Genomic DNA, 24,957 nt, shown 5'->3' on the forward strand with positions numbered 1-24,957 from the left:
CAAGATTACTCCCAGACGGAAACCGGCATGATTCTGCCCCTCAATGTCGCAAGTCAATGTCTGCGTCTTGTTGGTAGCATAACTATAGTAGCCGGCTACATGGAATCCCCATTTCTTTCCTGTCGGATAGATCTTCAGACCGATTTCCGGAGAAACATAAAATCCCCACGATTTGTCGTACACACCTCCGCTACCAAAATAAGTAGTATTACGGGCAAACATAGCACCTGCCTTCACTCCGATATAAGGCTTTATATAACGGTTGGTAGAAAGATTATATGCTCCCATCACGCCAAACGGTACTTGAAATGCCGAACGCTGCTGGTCGGTAGTCAGTGACTCTGTAGGCGACAATGACAAGGTCTGACGCCCCACATACTTATGATTGGTATGGAAAGAAGCAAAGACTCCAGCTTCCCAACGAGGCGTAAACTGATAGCCCAACTCATAGTTCATTCCCCATCCGCTCAACTTATCTGCAAAATCAGTAGAAAAAGGCGCATTCATCTGCCAGTCCACCTTCAAAGTAGTCTTGCTGATATCGAATTGCGAAAATCCTCTTACAGCCACTCCCAGACACATAAAGGCCAGCAGCGCCATCTTTTTCAATACATTTATCTTCATTTCAAATTCCTCCTCTAATTAATTAACCGATTTAATATAAGGTGACTGTTCAAAAGCCTGTACCACCGAGTTCTGCAACATCATCTGATTAAACTGCCCGCTGTACTGGAATCCAGACGCACTGGCATACCATACTACCGGAAGGTTTTTCTGTGCACCGCCTTCATCGGCAGTCAGGTCGACCATCTCCATCACCAAGGTATTGGTATTATAGGAATAGGACACAGGATACGGATAATACCATCCAGACCAGGGACCCCAGAAGCCATAGTCCCACCAGCCGCCCCAGTATCCACCGGTAATGACCTGAGTTGTCTGAGCTACGTAGGAAAGCTGCAAGCCCACATTGGCTTCTTCCTTCTTTTCCGGATCAAGGATACGGGTGTATCCGCGTGCATCCATTTCAGCGGCTACCTTATTAATAATAGCCTTTGCATTCTCATCCTTCCAGTAAGTAGCACGATACCCGCCAACCTCCAAAATACTGTCAGGCAAGAAATAGGTTTTATAGCTACCAAAGTCGGCATCCTTATCATAATCGGTATAGACTACCAGATCCGCGTCCAGCTGATTCATGTCAGGGTCTTTCTCACATGCCGACAACCCCAACAACAGACACGCAAAAAACAACATTTTTCTCATAATTCATCTTGTTTTATTAAATTGAACGCCCTTTAAATACTGAGCTCTTGAAAGACGGAAGTATCACCCCGTTCAGGGTCAGACGATTAGAATTGAAATTCGGGGTAATGGTAACCGTGGCATTATTCGTTCCCTTCGGCATACTAATATCCAAACGAGCCGAAATACCAGTGCCCATCACATTCATAGATAAATAAAGCGTACCTTTCTTGTCAGTCTTTACTTCGTAAGAAGAAACCTTTCCGTCTACCGTCACACCTCCCAATCCGTTTGGGCCTGCAGCCGGAATATTAAAAGCTACCTGCACCACCGCATTTTCTCCGTCTACAGAAACGAAATTAGTATTCGATGTCACGTAGGCCGTCTGCCCGTACTTAAACACCACCTGGTCTGCTTCAAGGGTAAATTTCCTTGCATTAACAGCTTCCATGGCTTCTGCATGATGAATACTGTCTATTTTCTCTTGAAGAGCTTTCTTTTCTTCTTTGGTCAACTCAACTTCTTGAGCCTGAATATGTCCGACCATCAAGGCCAGAGCGCATATCAGAATTGATACCATTTTTTTCATACATCTATGTCTTTAATTGATTACATACTATAAACAACAGATTCAGCGTTTTGCTGCATAATTCCTGTTAAAAAAAGTATAATGTATTTCCTCGTTTTCAAATAAAATTGTTATCTTTAGAATATATAAAGAAAAAATCTATTCATTACCTTAAAAAAACCGTACCATGACACACATCAGCGAAATAACCTTATTGATTGCCGTCATTGCACTGGCCCTCTGGCCGGTCGTATTGTTTGCCTTGCGTTTCTTGCGCGAGCGTCAGAAACGGTTGGAATACATTGAAAGAATGACAAAAGACGAACAAGACGAAGTCACGACGAAAGACCTCGTCATCAGCGTACTGAAGAAAATAGGCTGCCAGCCTAAGGTGAATGAAGAAAATCACATCACCTTTAAATATCAGGGCGACGATTTCTATATTGCGGCAGAAGAAGAGAACCGATTTATCATGATCTGGAATCCGTGGTGGGGCTCCATCAATGCCGACAACGAAGCGCTTCCCTATCTGAAAGAGATTATCAATTTAGCCAATGTAAACTCACTGGTCACTACCGTCTATATGGTGGACGAGGATGAGAAGACCATCGGACTACACTCCCGTTGCCACACGTTCTTCTCTCCCAGAGAAGGAGAATTGGAAGAACACATGAAAATGCTGCTGGACTATTTCTTTGACATGCACAATGCAATAAAGGATAACATGAACCAGTTAGGTCAGGCAGCTATCAACGAGGAAGAGAAAAAAGAACGCGTAAAAGTAAAAGGTTTCTCTGCCTATAAGGAAAACACCATGCCTATTGAGGCGAAGAAGGAGGAAGAGAAGAAGGAGTAGGCTCTTCGTCATGCTTCCGCATACTAAACTCACAGCCGCAATACTGCTGGTTATAGAAATTATATTCCTTGATAATAGCTATACGGCGTTCACTCAAGCCACCCTTGCGCCAGTTCTGTTCCCACCAGGTTACATCGGGATAAGCAGCTACAGCCCAATGCCCTGCTTCATTAATCTGCTCCAGACTTTTCCAGCGAGAGGAAGCTAACGTAGTCGTGATGACTGAAAAACCGTGCTCATGTGCATAACAGGCCGTATCGGCCAGACGCATTTTGAAACATTTCAGGCAACGCCCTCCGCGCTCCGGTTCATTTTCAAGTCCGGCTACCGTGCAACGCCAGGATGCATGGTCATAATCTGCATCCACAATATCCAAGCCCAACGACTGGGCATAGCGGGTACACTCGTCCTTACGGATATTGTATTCCTCCAACGGGTAGATATTCGGATTACAATAATAAATAGTAGGACGTATGCCATGATTCAACAGGCATTCGATAATAGCCGATGAACACGGTGCGCAACAGGTGTGCAACAGGACTTTGTCGGCTCCACCGGGTACTTCCAATTCAAATTTCTTCTTTTTCATCCTTTCACTTACCTTTATTCACACGAATCAGACACTCCCTCCGCATAAGAAGCAAACAAGGGTTGCAACAGTTCCGGTATATCTATCCCCTGCTCGCGTATTCCCTTCAGGCAGTTATGCGCTTCTTTTGTCAGAGAGAAATACATTTGCCGCTTGTCTTTCTCGCCCAAAGCACGCACTAACAGATTCCGCTCCTCCACCGCACGAATCACCTTGGAGGCATGCGAGGGAGTCAGTCCCGTACGCTCTACAATCGTACTGGCTGCTACCCGCTCCTTGCCAATAGCACATAACACCATGGCTTCGTTCAGCGACACTCCATGCGACTGCATCAAACGGGATTCAAGTTCAGAGAGAGCCCGAAAGAGCTCTCTCATCACACAAATACATTTTATTTTTTCCATACTTAAATAAACAGATTTACATTGGCTTCCTCGGCACGGTCCATATAGGTCGCTACCCCACCGATGGTGACGTTGTCCAGCAGTTCCTCCTTTTTCACTCCCATCACATCCATCGACATCTGGCAAGCAATGAATTCTACTCCATTATCAATGGCCTGCTGACGAAGTGATTCCAATGAATCGATTCCCTTACGGTTCATGATGTAACGCATCATCTTCGTACCCACACCTCCCATATTCATCTTTGAAAGCTTGAGTTTCCGAGAGCTGGAAGGCAACATCATGCCGAACATTTTTCCAAAAATGTCTTTCTGCACCAAGGGTTTCCGTTCCTTCTTGATGGCATTCAGTCCCCAGAAGGTAAAGAAGATGGTCACTTTCTTACCCGTAGCCGCCGCACCGTTAGCCAGCACAAAGGTAGCCAAAGTTTTGTCAAGGTCATCACTGAAAAGGATGAAAGTTTTTCCCTTCTCTCCCACGTCCTGACGGGAAGCCTCTATGGCACAAGGAGTCGCTTTCTCTACCACTACCTTATAGATTCCCCCTTCCGACTTAAAGGAAAGGAAGCGGTTTCCGGTAGTACGGCACCATGCCTCTGCGTCTCTCGGGAAGCCGGCATCCGTAGCATGAATTTCCATCTGCTCACCGGCTTTCAGTTCCTCCATCCCTTTTTTCAAACGCAAGATAGGACCAGGACACTGTATGCCACAGGCATCTACCACATGTACCTTTTTGCAATCCGAATTTCCTTCAGCCGTTTCACACGAGCAGGCTACGGCACATGCTTCTTCCGGCTGGCAAACCGGAGTAACCGCTGCATTGTAGGTCTTGATACCACCTATCAGGTTACGCACATCCTTATAACCGTTTTCTTTCAGAATGTTAGAGGCCAGATAACCGCGCAAGCCGACTCCGCAGTACAAGAAGACTGGTTTGTCCGATGGAATTTCCTTCATCCGTGAACGCATCTCATCCAAAGGCACGTTCACCGCTCCAGAAATGTGCCCCAGTTCATATTCGTCTTTTGTCCGCACATCCACCAAGGTCACTTTAGTCAAATCGGCCTGCTGCAACTCTCTCCAATAAAGAGGAGTCATCTTGCCGTTCAAGATATTTCCAGCCACATACCCCGACACCGCTACCGGATCTTTAGCTGAAGAGAAAGGAGGTGCGTAGGCATGTTCCAGTTGCATCAAATCATATACGGTTCCTTTCTGCTTGATGACCAATGCATATTCATCAATTCGCTTATCCACTCCATTGTATCCCACAATCTGTGCCCCATACAAACGACCGTCTTCAGGAGAGAAAGTAATTTTGATGTCCATCTGCAAAGAATCGGGATAGTAACCGGCATGCGAACCTGAGTGAATGGTTGCCGACAGATAAGGTATACCAAAAGCTTTCAGACGCTTGGCGGGAAGTCCCGTAGAAGCCACCGTCAAATCAAACACTTTCGCTATGGCTGTCCCGATAGAACCTTCATATTTCACTCGGTTGCCAAATGTCATGTTATCGGCTACGATACGTGCCTGACGGTTAGCCGGTCCAGCCAGGAAGTTCAACCACGGCTTACCGGTAATCGGATGCGGATATTCAATGGCATCACCTACGGCATACACCGACTCATCGGAAGTCTGCAGATATTCATTTACATAAATACCCTTCATTTCTCCTAACTTCAGTCCGGCTTCTACGGCCAGACGAGTTTCAGCCCGTACACCAATGGAAAGGATAACCAGCTGAGCTTCTGCCTGCAATCCCGACTGGAATTTAACTCTCAGTCCGGAATCGGTCTTTTCAAAGGCTTCCACTGCCTGTTGCAAATACAGTTTGACACCCTTCTGTTGCAGATGGCCATGCACCAGCGCTGCCATAGAGAAATCAATCGGTCCCATCACCTGATCTGCCATCTCTACTACAGCCACCTCAATACCGGCATGGTGAAGGTTCTCGGCCATTTCCAACCCAATAAAACCACCTCCGACAATCACTGCTTTCTTTATCTCATGACTCTGCATATAAGCCTTGATGCGGTCTGTATCTGCCACATTTCTCAGGGTAAAGATTCCTTCATTATCGATTCCCGGCAAAGGAGGACGCACTGGCGATGCCCCCGGTGAAAGCAGCAATTTATCGTATGTTTCAGTATATTCTTTTCCGTCCGAAGTGCGTACCTTCACTTCTTTACGGGCAGTATCAATTGCCATAACCTCCGAACGTACCCGCACATCGATGCGGAAACGAGTGGAGAATGCTTCCGGAGTCTGTACAAACAAGCGGTCGCGATCCTGAATTACCCCACCTATATAATAAGGTAAACCACAATTGGCATAAGAGATATATTCTCCACGCTCAAACAGAATGATTTCAGCCTTTTCCGTGTTTCTCCGAATACGGGCAGCCGCAGTGGCTCCACCTGCGACCCCACCAACAATTACATACTTCATATCTATTTATTTTCTTTGTTATTATTTTCTAATGGAAACTTTTTGCAAAGAAAATAAATAATTACATAAAGAATAAATTTCCAATGGAAAATATTTACCAATTAAGCATTATTAAGGGAAAGCGTCTCTTTCTAAGCTAATTTCTGATAAGCCAGTCGCGGAGTTCCATTACGCACATAGATAATTCCACAATACGCAAAGCCTGTAGAAAGCAGCAGATGTTGCATCACCTTGTTGTCTGCATGGGTATCGGCACGCAAGCACGGCCACTGACGGAAACACCAGTCTACACATAGTTTTCCTATCCCCTTGCAGGAACCGTCGGATGCCAGCCGATGAATCACATAATAAGGAGAGTCGTCTCGCCATTCTCCGTTTTCAATGCGTGCATACGTCGGATCGGGTCCCTGAATGAAACAGAAGGTAGCCACTGCTCTTCCGTCTTTCGTTACACACACATAACAGTGAGAAGCCTCTATTTCCTCCTGTATCAGTTCCCGCTGGGGATAACCATTAATCCACTGATTAGGGTTTCCCGTACGACACATGAAACGACGGGCTTCTTCAAATATCTCCATCAAACGGTCCAAATCATCCAATGTAGCCTTGCGTATCTGTAAATTCATAAGTCCTTTCTATTTTGATAAACCGACGCAAAACTAATGGTTTTCTTCTGTTTTATAGAGCAGGTTTCTTGTTTTTTTGAAATAATGTTGTACCTTTGTGACAACTTCAAAAACAAATGGGGCATTAGCTCATCTGGCTAGAGCGTTTGACTGGCAGTCAAAAGGTGGCAGGTTCGAGTCCTGTATGCTCCACTTTTTCTTTTCTACTCCACTTGACTTTTCCCTGATTAAATATAAAAACAGACCCTGTCTGACTTATTCAATTTATTATTTTAATCATAGAAGACGATAAACGAGTAGCCGATTTGCTAAAAACCGGACTGGAAGAAAATGGCTATCACACCATGGTGGCATACGATGGAGCCATGGGGCTTCGTCTGTTCCAATCTCACTCTTTCCAGCTGGTTATTTCAGATATTATTCTTCCCAAATTGGATGGCTTTGAACTCTGCAAAGAAATACGCAAAGCAAATCCGCATATCCCTGTACTTATGCTGACAGCCTTGGGAGCAACCGATGACAAACTCGACGGATTTGATGCGGGTGCAGATGACTACATGGTAAAACCTTTCGACTTCCGGGAACTGAACGCACGCATTAAAGTGCTTCTAAAAAGAAAAGCAGAAGCAACTGTATCTGTTGTTGCTCCCGAGAAACTTACCTACAAAGACCTTCAAATTGATACCAACCGCAGAGAGGTAATGCGCCAAGGAAACCCCATCCGCTTATCTCCAAAAGAATACAATCTGCTTACCTACATGGTGCAGAATGCAGAACGGGTCATCAGCCGGATAGAAATTGCCGAAAAAGTCTGGAATACCCACTTTGATACCGGTACCAACTTTATCGATGTATACATCAATTACCTGCGCAAAAAAATAGACAAAGACTTTGAAACTAAACTGATTCACACCAAACCTGGAATTGGATTTATTCTTACTGACGAAAAGCCATGAAAATCAAAACCGCACTTACGCTCAAAAATACCGGAGTCATAGCTGTGGCATTTCTGCTTTGCATGACCTTAATCTATTTGGTCAGCGAGCATATCCGAAGCAATACCTTCTTCCATAACCTGAAGAGTGAAGCTGTTACCAAAGTACATCTGTTCCTGCAAAACCAGGTAGATGCCGACATCATGCAATCCATCTACCTGAATAATAAGGAGTTTATTAATGAGGTGGAAGTGGCTGTATATACCACAGACTTCCACATGCTCTACCACGATGCCATCGACAATGATATTGTCAAAGAGAATCCGGAAATGATTGCCCAAATTCTCCAACAAAAGGAAATTGAATTTTATATCGGAAAATACCAGGCCGTCGGGATGGTTTATCCATTCAACGGACAGACTTATATTGTGACGGCCGCAGCTTACGACGGTTACGGACACACCAACCTGCTGGAGCTTCAGAAAACACTGGTCATCCTGTTTTTTATCGGTCTCTTACTTTTATTTATTACCTGCTATTTCCTGGTTCGGGCATCTTTAAAACCTATCCGGGAAATCGTAAAAGAAGCAGAAACGATTACCGCTTCACGTATTGACCAGCGTTTGCCTGTAAGAAACGAGAAAGACGAATTAGGAGAACTAAGCCAGGCTTTCAATGAACTACTGGAGCGACTTGAAATTTCATTCAACTCCCAGAAAATGTTTGTCAGCAACGTATCTCACGAAATGAGAACCCCACTGGCTGCCCTCATTGCGGAACTGGATTTGTGTCTGCAGAAGGATCGTACTGAAACACAATATCGTCAAGCCATGCAGAACGTGCTACAGGATGCACGACGAATGACAAAACTGATTGACGGGCTGCTCAATCTGGCTAAAGCAGATTACCAGAAAGAACAGATCAAGATGCATGAAATCCGGTTAGACGAATTGTTGCTCGATACACGGGAAATCATTCTTCGTGCCCATCCGGAATACCACATCGAACTGATTTTTGAACAGGAAGATGCGGAAGACGACCGGATGATTACCGTCATGGGTAATGACTACCTGCTGAACATTGCCTTTGCTAACTTGATTGAAAATAACTGCAAGTATTCAGACGACAAATCTTCTTTCATTCAGATTTCCTACTGGGATAAATGGACCATTATCCGCCTGTCGGATGACGGAATTGGTATGTCGGATGCAGAAAAAGAAAAGATTTTCACCTTGTTCTACCGCGGAGAGCAGGAACAGCATACGGAAGGACACGGTATCGGGATGGCGCTTGCACAGAAAATCATCGCACTGCATCAGGGCAGTATAGCCGTACATTCAAAACAGGGAGAAGGAACGACCTTCATCATCGAACTTCCTCACATTTAATCTTTTAACGCATACATTCAAAGAAAAAATAAACTCCATTAGAGTGGTATTAGAAAATTAGTCTCACAAATTCTAATAGTTTTCTAATACCACTCTAATATTTCTCTAACAGTCTCTGTCGGGGGCATTGCCTACTTTTGCCACGTGAAAAGAAAACATAGTAATCACCCTATGAATTTTAATGATCATGTGGAAGAAAAGAAAAAGTAGCACCACATTCACCTTCAATGGCGAAAAGGTATTTTTAGCAACAAGCCAGACACTAGGCACAGTTTTCAGCTATTTCCAGACAAGCCGTATCGGACTTACACAAGAAGAAGTGGAAGCCAGACAGTCTCTCTATGGGAAGAACGAAGTGGAACATGAGCAGAAAAAGAATCCCGTATCGACTTTCATCAAAGCTTTTATCAATCCTTTTATTGGCGTACTCACGGCGCTGGCCATCATTTCTTTTGTACTCGATGTGCTGCTGGCCAATCCAGGAGAACAGGACTGGACTGCCATCATAATTATTCTGACTATGGTTATTGCCAGCAGCATACTGCGTTTCTGGCAAGAATGGAAAGCCAATGCCTCCAGTGAAGCTTTACTGAAAATGGTGACCAATACCTGTTACGTAAGACGAGCTGGTAACCAAGATGAAGAAATCAACATTGCAGACCTGGTTCCCGGAGACATTGTTATGATTGCTGCAGGAGACATGATTCCTGCCGACATGCGTATCATCGAAGCAAAAGATTTGTTTGTAAGCCAGTCTTCCCTGACGGGAGAATCAGACCCGATAGAGAAACGTCCGGAAGCCAAAGGAAACAAGCACAGCAAAGGAAGTGTAATTGAGCTGGAAAACATCTGCTTCATGGGCTCTAATGTAGTCAGCGGATCAGCTAAGTCAGTTTCCTGCTGATACGATTCATGCTCATCATGATTCCGTTCGTTTTCCTGGTAAACGGTGTGACTAAAGTCGACTGGCTGGAAGCATTCATATTTGCCGTATCGGTAGCTGTAGGACTTACCCCTGAAATGCTCCCGATGATTGTTACTGCCAACCTAGCCAAAGGTGCCGTAGCTATGTCAAAGAAGAAAACCATTGTAAAAGACCTGAATGCCATTCAGAACTTCGGGGCGATGAACATTCTCTGTACAGACAAAACCGGTACCCTCACCTGCGACCAGATTGTATTGGAGAAGTACATCAACGCCGATGGAAGCAATGACGAAAGCCGACGTATCCTACGCCACGCTTATTTCAACAGTTTCTTCCAGACCGGATTAAAGAACCTGATGGACAAAGCCATTCTGTCGCACGTAAAGGACTTGTCCTTGGAATACCTGAAGGATAATTATACAAAGGTAGATGAAATCCCGTTTGATTTTACCCGGCGAAGAATGTCGGTAGTGGTAGAAGACCGTCAAGGGAAACGACAGATTATCACAAAAGGAGCCGTAGAGGAAATGTTGGACATCTGCTCGCATGCTGAGTTTGATGGAGAGGTGCACCCCATGACCATCGAACTGAAAAACAAGGCACGCGACATCATTGAACAGATGAACAAGCAAGGTATGCGTGTTATTGCCGTAGCCCACAAAAGCTACCTGGACAAGACTTGTGATTTCCGTATCGAGGACGAGAAAGATATGGTACTGATTGGGTATCTGGCTTTCCTGGATCCTCCCAAGCAATCGGCAGCCAGCGCCATTAAGCAATTGCATGAACACGGCATTGAAATCAAGATTCTGTCTGGCGACAATGATGCGGTGGTTCGCACCATCGCCCGCCAAGTGGGTATCCGCACCGACAATGCCCTGACAGGCCCCATTTTCGAAACGATGAGTGAAGAGGAAAAAATGAAAGCAGTCAACCAGACGACCGTATTTTCCAAACTTACTCCGATACAGAAAACGGAAATCATCACCCTACTGCAAGCACAACAGCACACGGTAGGCTTCTTAGGCGACGGAATCAATGATGCCGCAGCATTGCGTCAGTCAGACATCGGTATCTCGGTAGATTCTGCAGTGGACATTGCCAAAGAAAGTGCCGACATTATCCTGCTGGAGAAAAGTCTGATGGTACTGGAAGACGGTGTACTGGAAGGACGAAAAACATTTGGCAACATCACCAAATACATCAAGATGACAGCCAGTTCCAACTTCGGAAACATGTTCAGCGTAATGGCGGCCAGTGCGTTCCTTCCCTTCCTGCCCATGCTCCCCATCCACCTGCTGATTCAAAATCTGCTGTACGATATTTCGCAGACCCTGATTGTGCACATGATACGTACCCGGAAAGTCCCCTTCATACAAAGCTGTGCCTCCTGGCAAGTAACCGGACTTACCCTGCTGATTATGGCCATCGGTATCCTGCTGCCTTTCACCCCGTTTGGAAGCTCTATCGGGCTGGAAGCACTGCCATTAAGCTATTTCCCCTGGCTCATCGGTATCCTGTTGTCCTACTGCATATTGACTCAATTAATTAAGAACTGGTATATTCATCGTTTTACCAAATGGTTATGACAAGATTCATAAAACTGTTCCTGTCCTTCGCCGTAGTGTCCTGTCACTACGGCCTGGCTCAGGAGCTTCAAGTAAGCTACACCACAGAACTACAAAGTGATTTCAAACAAGGAAATAACTGGGTTAATCTGCTGAGACTGGATTTCACTCATTCATTAGGCAAACATACGACATTACAAGCCGCCACCATCAGTACAGCCAGAACCCGCCCCGAATCACTGGCAGATGATTTTCAGACCTTTTCCAACATTGAAGAAGAAAACCATCCGCTTGCCCTCGCGACATTGGGCGTCCAGCAACAGTTCGGTCATTCCTCGCTATTTTTCGGTATCCGGAACTTGAATGAAGACTATTTCACTTCCCCTGTCACCTCGTTATTCACCAACAGTTCATGTGGCATCTTTCCCACTTTGTCCGCCGATTACCAAATAGCCAATTATCCGGTAGCTTCCGTCGGACTGCATTATGAACTGCAATTCACACGATGGTCCTTACAAACATCGGTATACAACGGAAAAGGTTACTATCGGTTTTCAGGAAAAGAAAACGTATTCCGGTTCTGCCCACAAAGTGACGGAATACTCAGTATCATTTCACTAAACTATCAACAACATGGCAGCAATTATCATGTGGGCTTTGCTCTACATAGCGGCATGTATATGGACTATGAAGAGGGAACTCCAAAAAAGACAAAAAAAGAAAGGAGAAAAATAATCTGGGGATATGCAGAGCAACGTCTTGCTCCCGGTCTGCATGCACTCCTGCAAGGTTCATTCCAGTCAGGTACCTCCAGAGGATGCAAAAGTTATGCCGGCATAGGTCTCACCTGGCAATGTGGAAAAACAGAAGGCGGACTGTTCACCGACTACGCCCGATTTTCTCCTTCATACGAATGGGCCAGTGAATTTACATGGAAAATTCCCTTTTCAGGCAACGGATTTATACAACCCACCTTACATTTCATTCAGCAAGCGGGAGCACGCTATCTGATTGGCTTATTGCGCTTCAGCTATGTACTCCCGACTACCTGACATTTATTATTTTACAACAAATTCATCAGTAAACAAGAAACCGCCGGCCTCAGGATTGATATCAGCCTGCACGCGTACGTAACGAGCCTCACAACTACCTGTCCAGTCATACGTCTGAATGGTCAACTGTTCGTCCGTAATGGGCAGTGTAGTAGTGATGGTTTTCAAAAGTGTATATTCTTTTCCATCGTTTGAAATCAGGAAGCTGACTTTCTGCGGGAGGAACACACCCGGACCTCTCAACTGCATGAAATCAATGGAAAGCTGCTGAATAGGTTGTGATTTTTCTAAATCCACAATCACATCGGCCCCTTTTCCAAGGAATCCCTGCCAGCGCTGGTCGGTATATACCCAACCGCCATGTATGCCGTTAGTCAATGCCGATTCTCCTCCAGCCGGATAAGAGTCCGAATAAGGACGTACATATTCCACCTTCTTACCCTTTGCCAAATGATTATCCACGCTCAATGCCACCGGACGGTTGCCCACCTCATTTTGCAAGTCAAAAGTATGATAACCCATTGATTTCAACACCTTTACTTCCTGCAAAGCCTCTGCATGGAAACGTTTCCAGTCTTTCTGCTCCGGATTTGTCCAGGCAACTTCAGCCAAAGCCAGCAAACGAGGATAAATCATATATTCAGCATGCTCGGGTGTCGGTATATATTCCGTCCACACATTTCCCTGTACGCCCCACACGCAATCCAGTTTATCAGCAGGAAAAGCTTTCGTCACCGGTTCGTATGAATAAACCTTTTCCAGTGGGAGATATCCTCCGATGGCTTCCGGCTGCGTACGCGGTGCATCCTGGTAGCTGTCAAAATAGCAATATGCTCCCGGTGACAAGATGGTACGCAATCCTCTTTTTACCGATTCCGCACCTTTATCTTCTCCACGCCACACCGTTACAGCAGAAGTTTCGTCCAGCTCGCCTGTCAGAATCTCATCCCAGCCAATCATCTTGCGGCCGTTCTCTTTCAAAAACTTCTCAATTCTGGATACAAGATATTCCTGCAATTCACCTTCTTCCTTCATTCCCTCTGCTTTCATAAGTACCTGACAGTCGGGACATTGTTTCCAATGGTTCGTACTTGCCTCATCTCCACCAATATGAATGTATTCTGAAGGGAACAACTCCATCACTTCTTTCAATACATTGGTCAGGAACTCATAAGTCAGTTCCTTTCCCGGACAAAATTCTCCACCAGGTTTCAAATCACCTCCACAAGCCAGTTGCGGAAGAGCGGCCAAAACTTCTTCCGAGTGAGCCGGCATTTCAATTTCCGGAATCACCGTGATATGACGCTGACGGGCATATTCTACAATTTCCTTCACATCTTCCTGCGTGTAATATCCTCCGGAAGCTCCGGGAGCATCTTGTCTGCAATACGTACGTCCGCCATTCCACCAGCTTTTCCAGTCTGGGAAAGGACGATAGGCCGTTTCACGCGTCAGTTCCGGATATTTCTTGATTTCAATTCTCCATCCGGCTCCATCCGTCAGGTGCCAATGGAAGCGGTTCAGCTTATAACGGGCCAGCGCATCAATCTGTTTCTTGACAAATTCTTTCGTATAGAAATGACGTGATACATCCAGGTGCATGCCTCGATACGAAAAGCGAGGAGCATCTTCTATCGTCACTTCAGGAAGCTGGTACGTACCATTTCCACTCTCACGCGCCAGCTGCACAATAGACTGAAAGGCATAAAACAACCCCGAAGTCGAAGTAGCCTCAGCCTGAATGCCTTTTTTTGTCACTTTCAAGCGATAGGCCTCTTCTTTCATCTTCGCATTTTCCGGACTGACAAGTTTAAAAACGATGTCAGCCTTTCCTTTCTTCTTATAAGTCAGCGCAAAAGGAGAATTACTCACATAAGATACAAAATCGTCTTTATCAGTTCCTGTCAGGTTACAGGAGAAAGATGCCTGTGCACGAAGCACAAAATGTCCGTCCCCACATACCATCTGCTGAGGATTAGGAATTACATACGTGTCAGATACCGAAGAAGCCATGGCTGAAAAGGCCATTGCCACACAAAAACAAAGGAATAACAAGGATTTCATTTTACGGATTATTTTAGGATACATATTAATAAGAAATTACCCAAGCTTACGATTTCAATGTATGCTTGGGTAAACTTCCTGAGTGTAAATATATAAATTTATTATCAGATCACCACAAAATTAAAGTCATAATTTTACCAACCAGGATTCTGTTTAATATTAGGTGCCTTACCAATTTCATCTGTTGGAATTGGCGACAAATAGTGTTTCGGTTCCTCAAATATCGGAGTAGGCCTCTGACCCACATAACGCTTTTCATAAATAGTCAAAGCTCCATCTTCATTAACCCCTACTGTCTCTTTTAAAGCCGCTATATCTTTCTCTGAATATCCAGTTCCTTCTATAATGGTACCTAAACGTGGTGCAGTTAATAAATTACCACATTTCCAACGACGGATATCATCATAACGTACTCCTTCAGCAAACATTTCAATACGACGTTCACGACGAATTTCTCTAATCAATTTTGCATTATCTCCTGAAACATTAGGATAAGCAGCGGGTAAAGAACGGATGTACCAACAAGCTAAAGCAAAGTGCAGCCGAAATCAATACGGACTTGCTGAAATACTATGCCGAAATCCAGAATATTTTCAAGAAATTTGAGGTGCAGGAGGTCATGCCAACGACCCAACAGTTGAAGGAAGCTTTCAACATGAGAATGAAAGACACCAGCGAAGAACAGCCGGAAGAAGCCCCTGTCAGCTTTTGGGAGGTGTTCGATGAGTTTGTAAAAGAGTGCGGTAACCAGAATAACTGGACGGCATCCACCTATGAAAAATTTGCAGCAGTGAGGAACCACCTCAAAGAGTTCAAGGAGGATGCAACGTTCAACTATTTCAACGAGTTTGGATTGAACGAATACGTCAACTTCCTGCGTGACACCAAGGATATGAGAAACAGCACCATCGGCAAGCAAATGGGATTCCTCAAATGGTTCCTGCGCTGGAGCTTCAAGAAAGGACATCATCAGAACATTGCATACGATACGTTCAAACCGAAACTGAAAACCACCTCGAAAAAAGTAATCTTCCTGACTTGGGATGAACTGAACAAGCTGAAAGACTACCAGATACCCAAGGATAAGCAATACCTGGAACGTGTGCGTGATGTTTTCCTGTTCTGCTGCTTTACGAGTTTGCGGTATTCGGATGTTCGCAATCTGAAAAGAAGCGATGTGAAGTCCGACCACATCGAAATAACCACAGTCAAGACTGCCGACAGCCTGACGATTGAACTGAACAAATACAGCAAAGCCATACTGGACAAATACAAGGACATCCATTTCGAGAATTACATGGCTCTGCCCGTCATCAGCAACCAGAAGATGAACGATTACCTGAAAGAGCTGGGCGAACTGGCAGAAATCAACGAGCCTGTACGGGAAACCTACTACAAGGGAAATGAACGTATTGATGAAGTCACACCCAAATACGCTTTGCTCAGTACCCATGCAGGAAGAAGGACATTCATCTGCAATGCGCTGGCTCTCGGAATCCCGGCACAGGTGGTCATGAAATGGACGGGACACAGCGACTACAAAGCTATGAAACCCTACATTGACATAGCGGATGATATTAAGGCAAATGCCATGAACAAGTTTAATCAACTATAAAAGTATCAAACAGTTTCATAGATAGTTACCAATGACTATATTTGTAGAAATTATCATCACAATATGAGCAACAAGGAATCCAACATAGAGAAAACGAATTTTGATGCATTCATACAAGCGGTCGGTTCGGAAATAGAACAGGCACAAGTAAGGCTGATTGTTGCAGCCAATGCACAAATGCTGTTCCATTACTGGAAGATAGGCAATTACATCCTTTATCACCAGCAGCTGCACGGATGGGGAAGCAAAATCATCAAGCAGTTGGCAAAGGCTATCCGACTGCATTACCCTGAAAAGAAAGGCTATTCGGAACGTAACCTTACCTATATGTGCCAGTTTGCAAAAGCATATCCTTTAAGAGCGTTGCAAAGTTTCATAGAAACAGATGCAAGCCTGTCTGTCCCAACCATACAGAGTGTGACCAATGAAGTATTGAAACTGAATGACAAGCAATTTACGCAGGAACTTACTGCGCAAATACAATCGATTGATTGTCAATCATTAGCAATTACGCAGGAAGTTCCTGCGCAATTTGAAGATGTGGGAAAAACCGTGTCTGCCATTTACAGGATGGGAATCAGGGAAATAGAAGAAGTTTTCTTGACCTCTCCTATAGCCAAAATAAACTGGACAAGCCAAATGACTATACTTGACAGTTCGCTACCTTTAGGTCTAAGCTACTGGTACATGAAGCAGTCTGTGGAAATGGGATGGAGCAGCAATGTATTGAAAATGCAAATTGACAGTGATTTGTATAGCCGACAAATCAGCAACAACAAGGTAAACAATTTCACGACCACACTTCCGGCCCACAAAGCGACCTTGCCAATTACCTACTCAAAGACCCGTACATCTTTGATTTGGCAGGAGCCAAAGAAAAAGCAGACGAAAGGGATATTGAAGAACAGCTGGTGAAACACGTTACCCGCTACCTGTTGGAAATGGGCAACGGTTTTGCCTTCGTTGCCCGGCAGAAGCACTTCCAAGTCGGAAACAGCGATTTCTTTGCCGACCTGATTTTATATTCCATTCCGTTGCACGCATATATTGTCATAGAATTGAAAGCCACTCCTTTCAAGCCGGAATATGCCGGACAACTCAACTTTTACATCAACGTGGTGGATGATAAGTTGAGAGGGGAACACGACAACAAGACCATCGGTCTTTTGTTGTGCAGAGGGAAGGACGAAGTGGTTGCCCAGTATGCCCTTTCCGGCTATGACCAGCCCATCGGCATCAGCGATTACCAATTGAGCAAGGCGATTCCCGAGAAATTGAAATCAGCGTTGCCCAGCGTGGAAGAAGTGGAAGAAGAACTGGCTTCTTTCCTTGACAAGGACCCTCAATAATAAGAGTATGCCATGCAGAAAACGATAACAACCCTCATTCCTCAATACGGGGAGCTGAACAGAATCTGCAAAGATTGGATTATAAGCCATACTTTCTCTTTTGAAAAGCAGAAATTCATCGTTGACTTTTACTCGGAATGGAACGACATAACAGCTTTTGAACAAGCTATCCTTGAACTGGTGCTTCATACACCGCCAGAGCCATGTACCCTGCTGCTGAAAAGCCTGAAAAAGGAAGTCAGAGAATACACGCGGCTTTATGAATCTTACCGCCTTCCCAATGACGAGGTAATCATGCGTGTATGTAACCAATATGCAGACAGCTATAAGGAAGCCATCAAGGAAGAGATGGAAGAGGTGAACAGGCTGCGCAAACCGATGAACGAAGCCAACAACCGCTATGATTCCATTGGCTACCGAGAGCATACACCCGAAGAAGAAAAGCTGGCGGAAAGAGAATATGAGCGTTGCAAGGCTGAATATGAAAGGGAGAAAGCCCAGCTGGACCATCTTTATGAGCAGCAAACCCTTCTCTGGAAAGAAGCCCAGCAATACATGAAAAACCGTTGCGACGACATCTACCTGCTTAGCGTACACTTCATGGGCATCCTGACCAAATATGTACCGGACGAAGAAAGCCAACCGAACGAAGCAGACAGGCAGAGCCGTACAGACAGCCAGCCGGAAGCTGAAACTACAACCGCATCGACTACAGCTACGACTGCCGGATTGCCTGAATATTTCAGCATGAAACTGATTTCCCTCATTCATGAAGTTTGTGCAGGGGAACAGTTTGAAGACATTACCGCACCGGATTTCTATGCCTGCATGAATCTGCATCCCTGCCAGTACGTACTGAAAATAAAGCCAAGGGAAAAGATACGGGTATGCTATCTGATTTCCCTGATGAGGGAGCAGTTGCCGGGGCAGGATAAGGACAAATGGAAGGAAGCCATCCTGAAACACCTGGATATTGATGAAGACTATTACAAGTCCAAGTACAGGGAACCCGTCTCCGATTTACCCAGTATTCCCAACCAAAAGTTCGCCAAGGAAATGGACGGAATATTCCGATACCCCGTGATATTCCGATATATTTTACGACATAACCACTTATACCACTCAAAATATTTTTTGAGTGGTATTTTTTATTTCTTGATATTCAGTGATATAACAGAACAATCCGTATCTATCATCCACATACTTACCACTCAAAACCCTACCTAATTTTGCATCGTTCGAGAACAAAAGAAACAGCCTGTGCGCAGGGCTATTGTCAAACAAGTAATCATACGGACGATGAACAACCTCAAAGAACTGTTAGTGAAACCCGTCTGGCAGATGACAGGCGAAGAGTTCCTTTTTCTAAGCAGACACGCTTCAGTACAGGCAGAAGCGCAAACACAGCCAACCACCGACACGGAAAGAAAGTACGTGTACGGCATACTCGGCATAGCCAAGCTTTTCGGATGCAGCCTGCCCACAGCCAACCGTATCAAGAAAAGCGGAAAGATAGACAAAGCCATTACCCAGATTGGGCGCAAGATTATCGTGGATGCGGAACTGGCGCTGGAACTGGCTGGCAAGAAAACCGGAGGACGCAGATAAAGGAGGTGATTATGGACTATATAAAAGAAATATCACCCGAACAAGCCGTTATCCTCTGGCAGGAATCCAGGCTAAGTCTGTCAAGATGCAACGAAAAAGCCCCCGAAATTCTGAAAGTACACGGCTCTGTCATCGGGACGCTGGGCAATTTCAGCGCATCCATCGGCAAAGCCAAGAGCAAGAAGACCTTCAATGTATCGGCTATCGTAGCCGCTGCATTGAAGAACGGTACCGTGTTACGATATGCGGCTGAACTGCCCGAGGAAAAGCGGAAAGTGCTTTATATAGATACGGAGCAAAGCCCCTACCACTGCCTGAAAGTGATGAAGCGGATCCTGCGGATGGCAGGATTGCCCGACGACAGTGACAGCGGTTATCTGGAGTTTCTCGCTTTGAGAAAATACACCCCGGAACAGCGCATCAGCATTGTAGAGCAGGCAATCTACCACTCACCGGATATTGGGCTGGTCATCATAGACGGCATCCGGGATATGGTGTACGACATCAACAGCCCCGGTGAATCCACCCGCATCATATCCAAGCTGATGCAGTGGACGGACGACAGGCAGATTCATATCCATACGATACTGCATCAGAACAAGGGGGATGAGAACGCAAGAGGGCACATTGGTACGGAACTGAACAACAAGGCAGAAACAGTCCTGCTGGTGGAAAAGGACAAGGGAAACAGCGACATCAGCCATGTTTCCGCCATGCACATCCGGGCGATGGATTTCGAGCCTTTTGCATTCCGCATCAACGACAGAGCCCTGCCCGAACTTGCGGAAGGTTACAAGCCGGAAGCAAGGAAGCCGGGAAGACCCTCGGTGGAAAAGTTTGACCCTTACAAGGATATTTCAGAACCGCAGCACCGTGCCGCACTGGAAGTCGCTTTTGCACTGAAAGAGGAATACGGCTACAAAGAGCTGGAAGACACCTTAATCAGGACTTATCTGGCAGAAGGGGTTAGACTGAATCACCAGAATGCAGTGGCGCTTATCACCATGCTGCGCAACAAACGGATGATAGTGCAGGAAAACGGCAGGAAGTATTCCTTCAAGCCCGATTACCACTATTAGCCGACAATCCCGAAAATCGCTTCACTTTATTCCCGTATCCTATATATACGACAATTTAGTGAAGTGATTTCAGAAACAGACTAATCACTTCACTTAATTCCGGGGGTCTATATATTAGGAGTTTAGTGAAGTGATTGTACTGACCGCATACTTTTAAGAGTTGCGGGCAAAAAGAGAAATAATCAAAGTACTCACTAAAAACGATTTCCTTATGAACATCGAGACTGCAAAACAAATCAATCTGGCTGACTACCTGCACAGCCTGGGTTATTCACCCGTCAAACAGCAGGGTATCAACCTTTGGTACAAATCTCCCTTGAGGGAAGAAACAGAGGCTTCCTTCAAAGTGAACACCGAACGCAACCAGTGGTACGACTTCGGTTTAGGGAAAGGGGGCGGTATCATTGAACTGGCTGCACACCTGTATGCTACCGACCATGTACCTTACCTGCTGGAGCGGATTGCGGAACAGTCAACACATATCCGTCCTGTTTCTTTCTCTTTTGGCAAGCAGTCATCTTCCGAGCCACGTTTTCAACAACTGGAGATTGTACCGCTTTCTTCTCCTGCCCTGCTCTCATATTTGCAGGAAAGGAGAATAAACACGGAACTGGCAAAAAGAGAATGTAGTGAAGCTCGTTACACCCACAACGGCAAGCGTTACTTTGCCATCGCATTCCCTAACGGTTCGGGTGGGTTTGAGGTTCGTAACCCCTATTTCAAGGGCTGCATCGCTCCCAAGGAAATCTCCCATATCAGATAGGCGGGAAAAGCAAGGACTGCCTGCTATGTGTTCGAGGGATTCATGGACTACCTTTCCTTTCTGACATTGAGACAGGAAAGCTGCCCGAATTATCCGGAATTGGACGGGCAGGACTACATTGTATTGAACTCCGTATCGAATATAAACAAGGCTCTCTATCCGTTGGGCAATTACGAACGCATCCACTGCTTTTTCGACAACGACCATGCAGGAATGGAAGCACTCCGGCAAATTCGCATGGAATACGGCAGAGACCGGCACATCCGGGACGCTTCGCAGATTTATGGCGGGTGCAAGGACCTGAACGAATACTTACAACAGCAGAGAGCCGGAAAGCAGGCGGAAGCCATCCGGATGAAAGCTGAAACAGCAAGCCGACAAAAGGGAAAAGAAGCCACCGGAGAGGAACCTGCCAAACGGAGCAGAGGGTTCAGCATGTAGGGACGGGCGCGTGGACTTTTCCATGCTGAAAAAGTCGTAGCTCATTAGGGGATTTTTCGAGCCGCATTACAAGTAACGCTAAAAATCCCCCAATGAGCCAACGGGGTTCCACCCCTCTGGACACCCCCGATGAACGGCTATGCCGCTCCCAAGAGGAGTAAGAAAACAAATGTCTAACGAATCAGAAAGAAAGGAAGAACATGGGATTCGCAGTATTGCATCTTGACAAAGCGCACGGGTCGGACAGCAAGATGTCCGACCACATCGAAAGAAAGACCACCCCGAAGAACGCAGATCCGACACGGACGCATCTCAACCGTGAGCTGATTGAGTTTCTCGGTGGAGTAACCAACCGCAACGAAGCCATCAGCCACAGGCTGAAAAGTGCCGGACTGACACGCAAAATCGGAACCAACCAGGTACGTGCCATCCGCTTCATCCTATCGGGAAGCCCCAAGGACATGAAGCAGATAGAGCAGGCAGGCAAGCTGGATGAATGGTGCAGGAACAGCGTGGAATGGATGAAACGTACCTACGGCAGCGAGAACGTGGTTTCGGCTGTGCTGCACATGGACGAGGAAACACCCCATATCCATGCCACCCTCATCCCTATCGTCCAGACCGAACGCAGAAAGAAGAAATCGGAAAAACTGGTGAAGAAGAACTACCGCAAGAAGCCGAGCGGTGCAGCACGGCTGTCAGCCAATGACATCATGACCCGGCAAAAGCTTAAAGCCTATCAGGACGGGTATGCACTGGCTATGGCTAAATACGGATTGAAGCGAGGTATTGTCGGCTCGGAAGCCCGGCATACCACCACCGCCCAATACTACCGTGACCTGCTGAACCAGACAGAGGACATACAGGAAAACATCGGTCTGCTGCTTGCCGAAAAGGAACGGGCGGAAAGCGAGCTGGCTAAAATCAAAAGTGAAGCCAGAACCGAGCAGTTGAAAAACAAGGCTACGGATGCCATGACAGCCATTGCCAGCGGGGTCGGTTCTCTTTTCGGCAGCGGTAAGCTGAAGGAGCTGGAACAAGCCAACGGAAAGCTACAGGGTGAGATAGACAAACGTGACAACCAGATTCGTCTGCTGAACGAGCACATGAGGATGCAGGAAGAGCGTCACAGCACAGAGACACACCGCCAGCAGGAGATACACCGACAGGAGCTGAACATGAAGATGAAGAAAATAGAAGAGCTGAACGAAATCATCGGCAAAACTTTCAAATGGTTCCCCATTATGAGAGAAATGCTGCAAATGGAGAAGTTCTGCAAGTCGGCTGGATTCACGCAGGAGATGATAGACGTGCTTTTGGCTAAAAGAAAGCCCATCGTTTGCAGTGGCAAGCTGTACTCCACGCAGCATAGACAGTCATTCAAAATAAAGGATGTGATCTGCAAGATTGAGGACGATTTGACCGAGGAACATAAGTTGATGCTGACTATAAACCGACAGCCCATAGTACAATAGTTTAAGGAACAATGGGAAAAGTTACAGCAGAATCTGCGTAATTCGGTGCAGAAAGAACAAAAAAAACAGAGGATTCAAATTATAAATTCGTTCAACATAAAGCAAAATCTCGATTAAATGACTAATTTTACATTTGTGTAGAATCATCTACCTAAGAATAAGAAATCAAAGAAACGGTATGTTCATCTGGTTGCTTAGGATGAAGCATAATTGGCTCACGCTTCTCATCATCCATTTAGCCACTCGAATGGGGCCAATAGAGTATATAATACGAATATGAATAAATTGTTCATGCCTTTTATGGTGCTTGTCTGCCTGCTCTTAACGGCTTGCGACAAGGATGATGTTTTACCAGCAAGACCCATGGAGTGGTCATATGAAATCATTACGCCTGCAAACGTCCAATTTTTAAAATCAACCACAGACGTTTCTCCGTCCTATTTTTTTGAGACGAATGGCAAGGGAGGCGATATGGTAATGACTTGTGAGAATTATGATGTGCTCAACCCCATATCAGGAGATTCTTACGTATACGATTGTGGATGGGTCACCCTCAAGATAGAAGGCAGTCAAGTGAAAATTCACTTCGCTCCATCTACTCCTGATGATGTAGCACTAACATACGAAGAAATTCAGATTTCAGCCAATGACGGGGATAGAAAAGTGTATACGCTTATCGGTTTTTCCAGACTCATTAACGAGGAGGGCCCCACAGACCCACAGCCGGAAGGGTTGCCCGAAGAAGCGAAGTTCAAGATGATAATGTCCGAATATACTCCCTTTATGAAGATTGAAAGTCCGCTGCCGGCACCTCTCGATTTGATTACCTTTCGAATCACGGATATAAACGGTGAATATTCACCCATAGACATCCCTGGGTTCACACACTATTATGATTCTATTGTGTGGAGCGCAGATGATTTTCCTCACACATTCAAAGTGGCTGAAAACAAAGTTTCTGCAGAAAGCGCAGAAACACATATCACTACACAATGGAGTTCGCACTTCTTCAAGAGCGGTACGGTAAAGAGCCATCTGAAAGGCTACCGCGATGGAAAAGTGGAATATGAAACTTCGCATCGCATCACGCTTTATGACCGCAATTTTTTGGGACTTGAATGGGACGCAATTAATCTACAGAAGCCTACGAATCTGACGGCCTATTGTCTGTTGGATCGAAATTATGAGTACAAGTTGTATGACATTGTTGCCAAGGGCTATAATCCTTATTCTCGATTTGTCCCAGTAAACCATAAATTGCTGCCGGATGCAGACTTTCTACCGACAACTAAAAAGGCAGTCATGATACTGATGGAAAACAGTATTGGTACTGGAGAAAATGCCAACGGCAAAGAAAGTCTATTCAAATGTCTGCCTGAAAAAGGTGTAGTGGCTGAAAGGTATTGGGAAAACGAAACCACCCGCATGCTGATGTTGCATCAGCTTCCTGATGAGGAGGAATTGGCAGAAGAAAGCTTTTATTTGCATATCGAACCTAAATAAGTATTTATGAATAGAGTAATTATCACATTCCTATTTTTTATCGGAATAGCCGTATCATCTTGCACAACCTCTAAAAGCGTTGTGTCGCAAAATGCAGATTTGTCTAAATATGAATATGCCTCAATCATCAACAATGACACCTATCACATTCCTGCCCAACTGATGGAATACGAAATACAGTTGTTTGATGCAGTAGAAGGCTCTCGTCTTACGTTGGTCAGTGATATGCGTATAAATGAGCTGACTGCAACACAACAGTCAAAACTGCTTATGGTAAAATATGGGGTAGATATTTTAGAAGAAGAATCCATTGTAACTGTGAATTTCATAGATTTCCTCACGGGTCGCCCGATAGCTTCATGTCGTGGTGCATACAGTACATTAGGATTGAGCGTATCTGCAGACATTAGAGGTGCTATAAAACGTGTTGCCAAACAAATTGAAGCCACATTTC

General features: G+C 45.4%; 19 protein-coding genes, 1 tRNA gene and 4 pseudogenes. 15 read left to right on the plus strand and 9 right to left on the minus strand.

Annotation, left to right across the window (positions count from 1 at the left end; translation table 11 throughout):
- The 3 genes from WKT20_RS14225 to WKT20_RS14235 form a co-directional block, all read right to left on the minus strand.
- On the minus strand, positions 1-624 hold a 624-nt coding region (locus WKT20_RS14225), incomplete at its 3' end, for an outer membrane beta-barrel protein (protein ID WP_340417546.1).
- Between the two features lie 18 nt (positions 625-642).
- On the minus strand, positions 643-1,266 hold the full coding sequence (locus WKT20_RS14230) for a DUF4136 domain-containing protein (RefSeq protein WP_117701287.1): 624 nt from the start codon (positions 1,264-1,266) through the stop codon (positions 643-645).
- Positions 1,267-1,282: 16 nt separating this feature from the next.
- On the minus strand, positions 1,283-1,834 hold the full coding sequence (locus tag WKT20_RS14235; protein WP_118166042.1) for a DUF4251 domain-containing protein: 552 nt from the start codon (positions 1,832-1,834) through the stop codon (positions 1,283-1,285).
- A gap of 175 nt (positions 1,835-2,009) precedes the next feature.
- On the opposite strand from WKT20_RS14235, the gene WKT20_RS14240 reads away from it, so the two are divergent.
- Positions 2,010-2,669, plus strand: coding sequence for a hypothetical protein (locus WKT20_RS14240; RefSeq protein ID WP_340417555.1), 660 nt, complete (start codon positions 2,010-2,012; stop codon positions 2,667-2,669).
- Here the strand turns inward: WKT20_RS14240 and WKT20_RS14245 are convergent.
- From WKT20_RS14245 to WKT20_RS14260, 4 genes are all read right to left on the minus strand, one after another.
- Complete coding sequence (locus WKT20_RS14245; protein ID WP_178254734.1) at positions 2,632-3,258, minus strand: epoxyqueuosine reductase QueH; 627 nt, start codon at positions 3,256-3,258, stop codon at positions 2,632-2,634. The two genes, WKT20_RS14240 and WKT20_RS14245, sit on opposite strands and share 38 nt — an antisense overlap.
- A gap of 14 nt (positions 3,259-3,272) precedes the next feature.
- On the minus strand, positions 3,273-3,662 hold the full coding sequence (locus WKT20_RS14250; protein WP_007562955.1) for a MarR family winged helix-turn-helix transcriptional regulator: 390 nt from the start codon (positions 3,660-3,662) through the stop codon (positions 3,273-3,275).
- 2 nt (positions 3,663-3,664) lie between these two features.
- Entirely contained in the window at positions 3,665-6,112 is a 2,448-nt protein-coding gene (locus WKT20_RS14255) for an FAD-dependent oxidoreductase (protein WP_340417547.1), read from the minus strand.
- Between the two features lie 131 nt (positions 6,113-6,243).
- Positions 6,244-6,738, minus strand: a complete 495-nt coding sequence (locus WKT20_RS14260) for a GNAT family N-acetyltransferase (RefSeq protein ID WP_117701279.1) — start codon at positions 6,736-6,738, stop codon at positions 6,244-6,246.
- 118 nt (positions 6,739-6,856) lie between these two features.
- Here WKT20_RS14260 and WKT20_RS14265 point away from each other — a divergent pair.
- The 5 genes and pseudogenes from WKT20_RS14265 to WKT20_RS14285 all read left to right on the plus strand — a co-directional run bounded on the left by WKT20_RS14265 (position 6,857) and on the right by WKT20_RS14285 (position 12,606).
- Positions 6,857-6,930: transfer RNA gene (locus WKT20_RS14265), tRNA-Ala, on the plus strand.
- A 65-nt stretch (positions 6,931-6,995) separates the two neighbouring features.
- The gene (locus WKT20_RS14270) at positions 6,996-7,694 is read left to right on the plus strand and encodes a response regulator transcription factor (protein ID WP_340417556.1); all 699 of its coding nucleotides are present in this window, start codon (positions 6,996-6,998) and stop codon (positions 7,692-7,694) included.
- On the plus strand, positions 7,691-9,061 hold the full coding sequence (locus WKT20_RS14275) for a HAMP domain-containing sensor histidine kinase (RefSeq protein ID WP_340417548.1): 1,371 nt from the start codon (positions 7,691-7,693) through the stop codon (positions 9,059-9,061). The genes WKT20_RS14270 and WKT20_RS14275 overlap by 4 nt, the downstream gene beginning before the upstream one ends.
- A 181-nt stretch (positions 9,062-9,242) precedes the next feature.
- Positions 9,243-11,575: pseudogene (gene mgtA, locus WKT20_RS14280) on the plus strand (magnesium-translocating P-type ATPase).
- A complete protein-coding gene (locus tag WKT20_RS14285; RefSeq protein WP_340417549.1) occupies positions 11,572-12,606 on the plus strand; it encodes a carbohydrate porin in 1,035 nt (344 codons plus the stop codon). The pseudogene mgtA and the gene WKT20_RS14285 overlap by 4 nt, the downstream one beginning before the upstream one ends.
- A gap of 6 nt (positions 12,607-12,612) precedes the next feature.
- On the opposite strand, the gene WKT20_RS14290 is transcribed toward WKT20_RS14285, so the two are convergent.
- The gene (locus tag WKT20_RS14290; RefSeq protein ID WP_340417550.1) at positions 12,613-14,670 is read right to left on the minus strand and encodes a glycoside hydrolase family 20 protein; all 2,058 of its coding nucleotides are present in this window, start codon (positions 14,668-14,670) and stop codon (positions 12,613-12,615) included.
- Positions 14,671-14,804: 134 nt separating this feature from the next.
- Complete coding sequence (locus WKT20_RS14295; RefSeq protein ID WP_340417557.1) at positions 14,805-15,212, minus strand: RagB/SusD family nutrient uptake outer membrane protein; 408 nt, start codon at positions 15,210-15,212, stop codon at positions 14,805-14,807.
- Here WKT20_RS14295 and WKT20_RS14300 point away from each other — a divergent pair.
- The 9 genes and pseudogenes from WKT20_RS14300 to WKT20_RS14340 all read left to right on the plus strand — a co-directional run.
- A pseudogene (locus WKT20_RS14300) lies at positions 15,161-16,285 on the plus strand (tyrosine-type recombinase/integrase); the annotation flags it as partial. The gene WKT20_RS14295 and the pseudogene WKT20_RS14300 overlap by 52 nt on opposite strands.
- A gap of 63 nt (positions 16,286-16,348) precedes the next feature.
- A pseudogene (locus WKT20_RS14305) lies at positions 16,349-17,634 on the plus strand (PDDEXK nuclease domain-containing protein).
- Positions 17,635-17,646: 12 nt separating this feature from the next.
- Positions 17,647-18,861: a hypothetical protein gene (locus WKT20_RS14310; protein WP_340417551.1), complete on the plus strand. Its 1,215-nt coding sequence runs from the start codon at positions 17,647-17,649 to the stop codon at positions 18,859-18,861.
- A gap of 72 nt (positions 18,862-18,933) precedes the next feature.
- Positions 18,934-19,242: a DUF3853 family protein gene (locus WKT20_RS14315; protein ID WP_117701267.1), complete on the plus strand. Its 309-nt coding sequence runs from the start codon at positions 18,934-18,936 to the stop codon at positions 19,240-19,242.
- 11 nt (positions 19,243-19,253) lie between these two features.
- Entirely contained in the window at positions 19,254-20,321 is a 1,068-nt protein-coding gene (locus WKT20_RS14320; RefSeq protein WP_340417552.1) for an AAA family ATPase, read from the plus strand.
- Positions 20,322-20,532: 211 nt separating this feature from the next.
- Positions 20,533-21,408, plus strand: a pseudogene (locus tag WKT20_RS14325) (toprim domain-containing protein); the annotation flags it as partial.
- A gap of 317 nt (positions 21,409-21,725) precedes the next feature.
- Positions 21,726-23,000 carry a MobV family relaxase gene (gene mobV, locus WKT20_RS14330; RefSeq protein WP_340417553.1) on the plus strand — a complete coding sequence of 425 codons (1,275 nt, stop codon included), beginning with the start codon at positions 21,726-21,728 and terminating at the stop codon, positions 22,998-23,000.
- Positions 23,001-23,291: 291 nt separating this feature from the next.
- Positions 23,292-24,503 carry a hypothetical protein gene (locus WKT20_RS14335; protein ID WP_340417558.1) on the plus strand — a complete coding sequence of 404 codons (1,212 nt, stop codon included), beginning with the start codon at positions 23,292-23,294 and terminating at the stop codon, positions 24,501-24,503.
- A 6-nt stretch (positions 24,504-24,509) separates the two neighbouring features.
- Positions 24,510-24,957: hypothetical protein (locus tag WKT20_RS14340; RefSeq protein WP_340417554.1), on the plus strand; the 448-nt coding region annotated here is incomplete at its 3' end.

Origin of the sequence: Phocaeicola sp. ICN-14070 (assembly GCF_037892625.1) — a bacterium.
Taxonomy (GTDB): domain Bacteria; phylum Bacteroidota; class Bacteroidia; order Bacteroidales; family Bacteroidaceae; genus Phocaeicola; species Phocaeicola plebeius.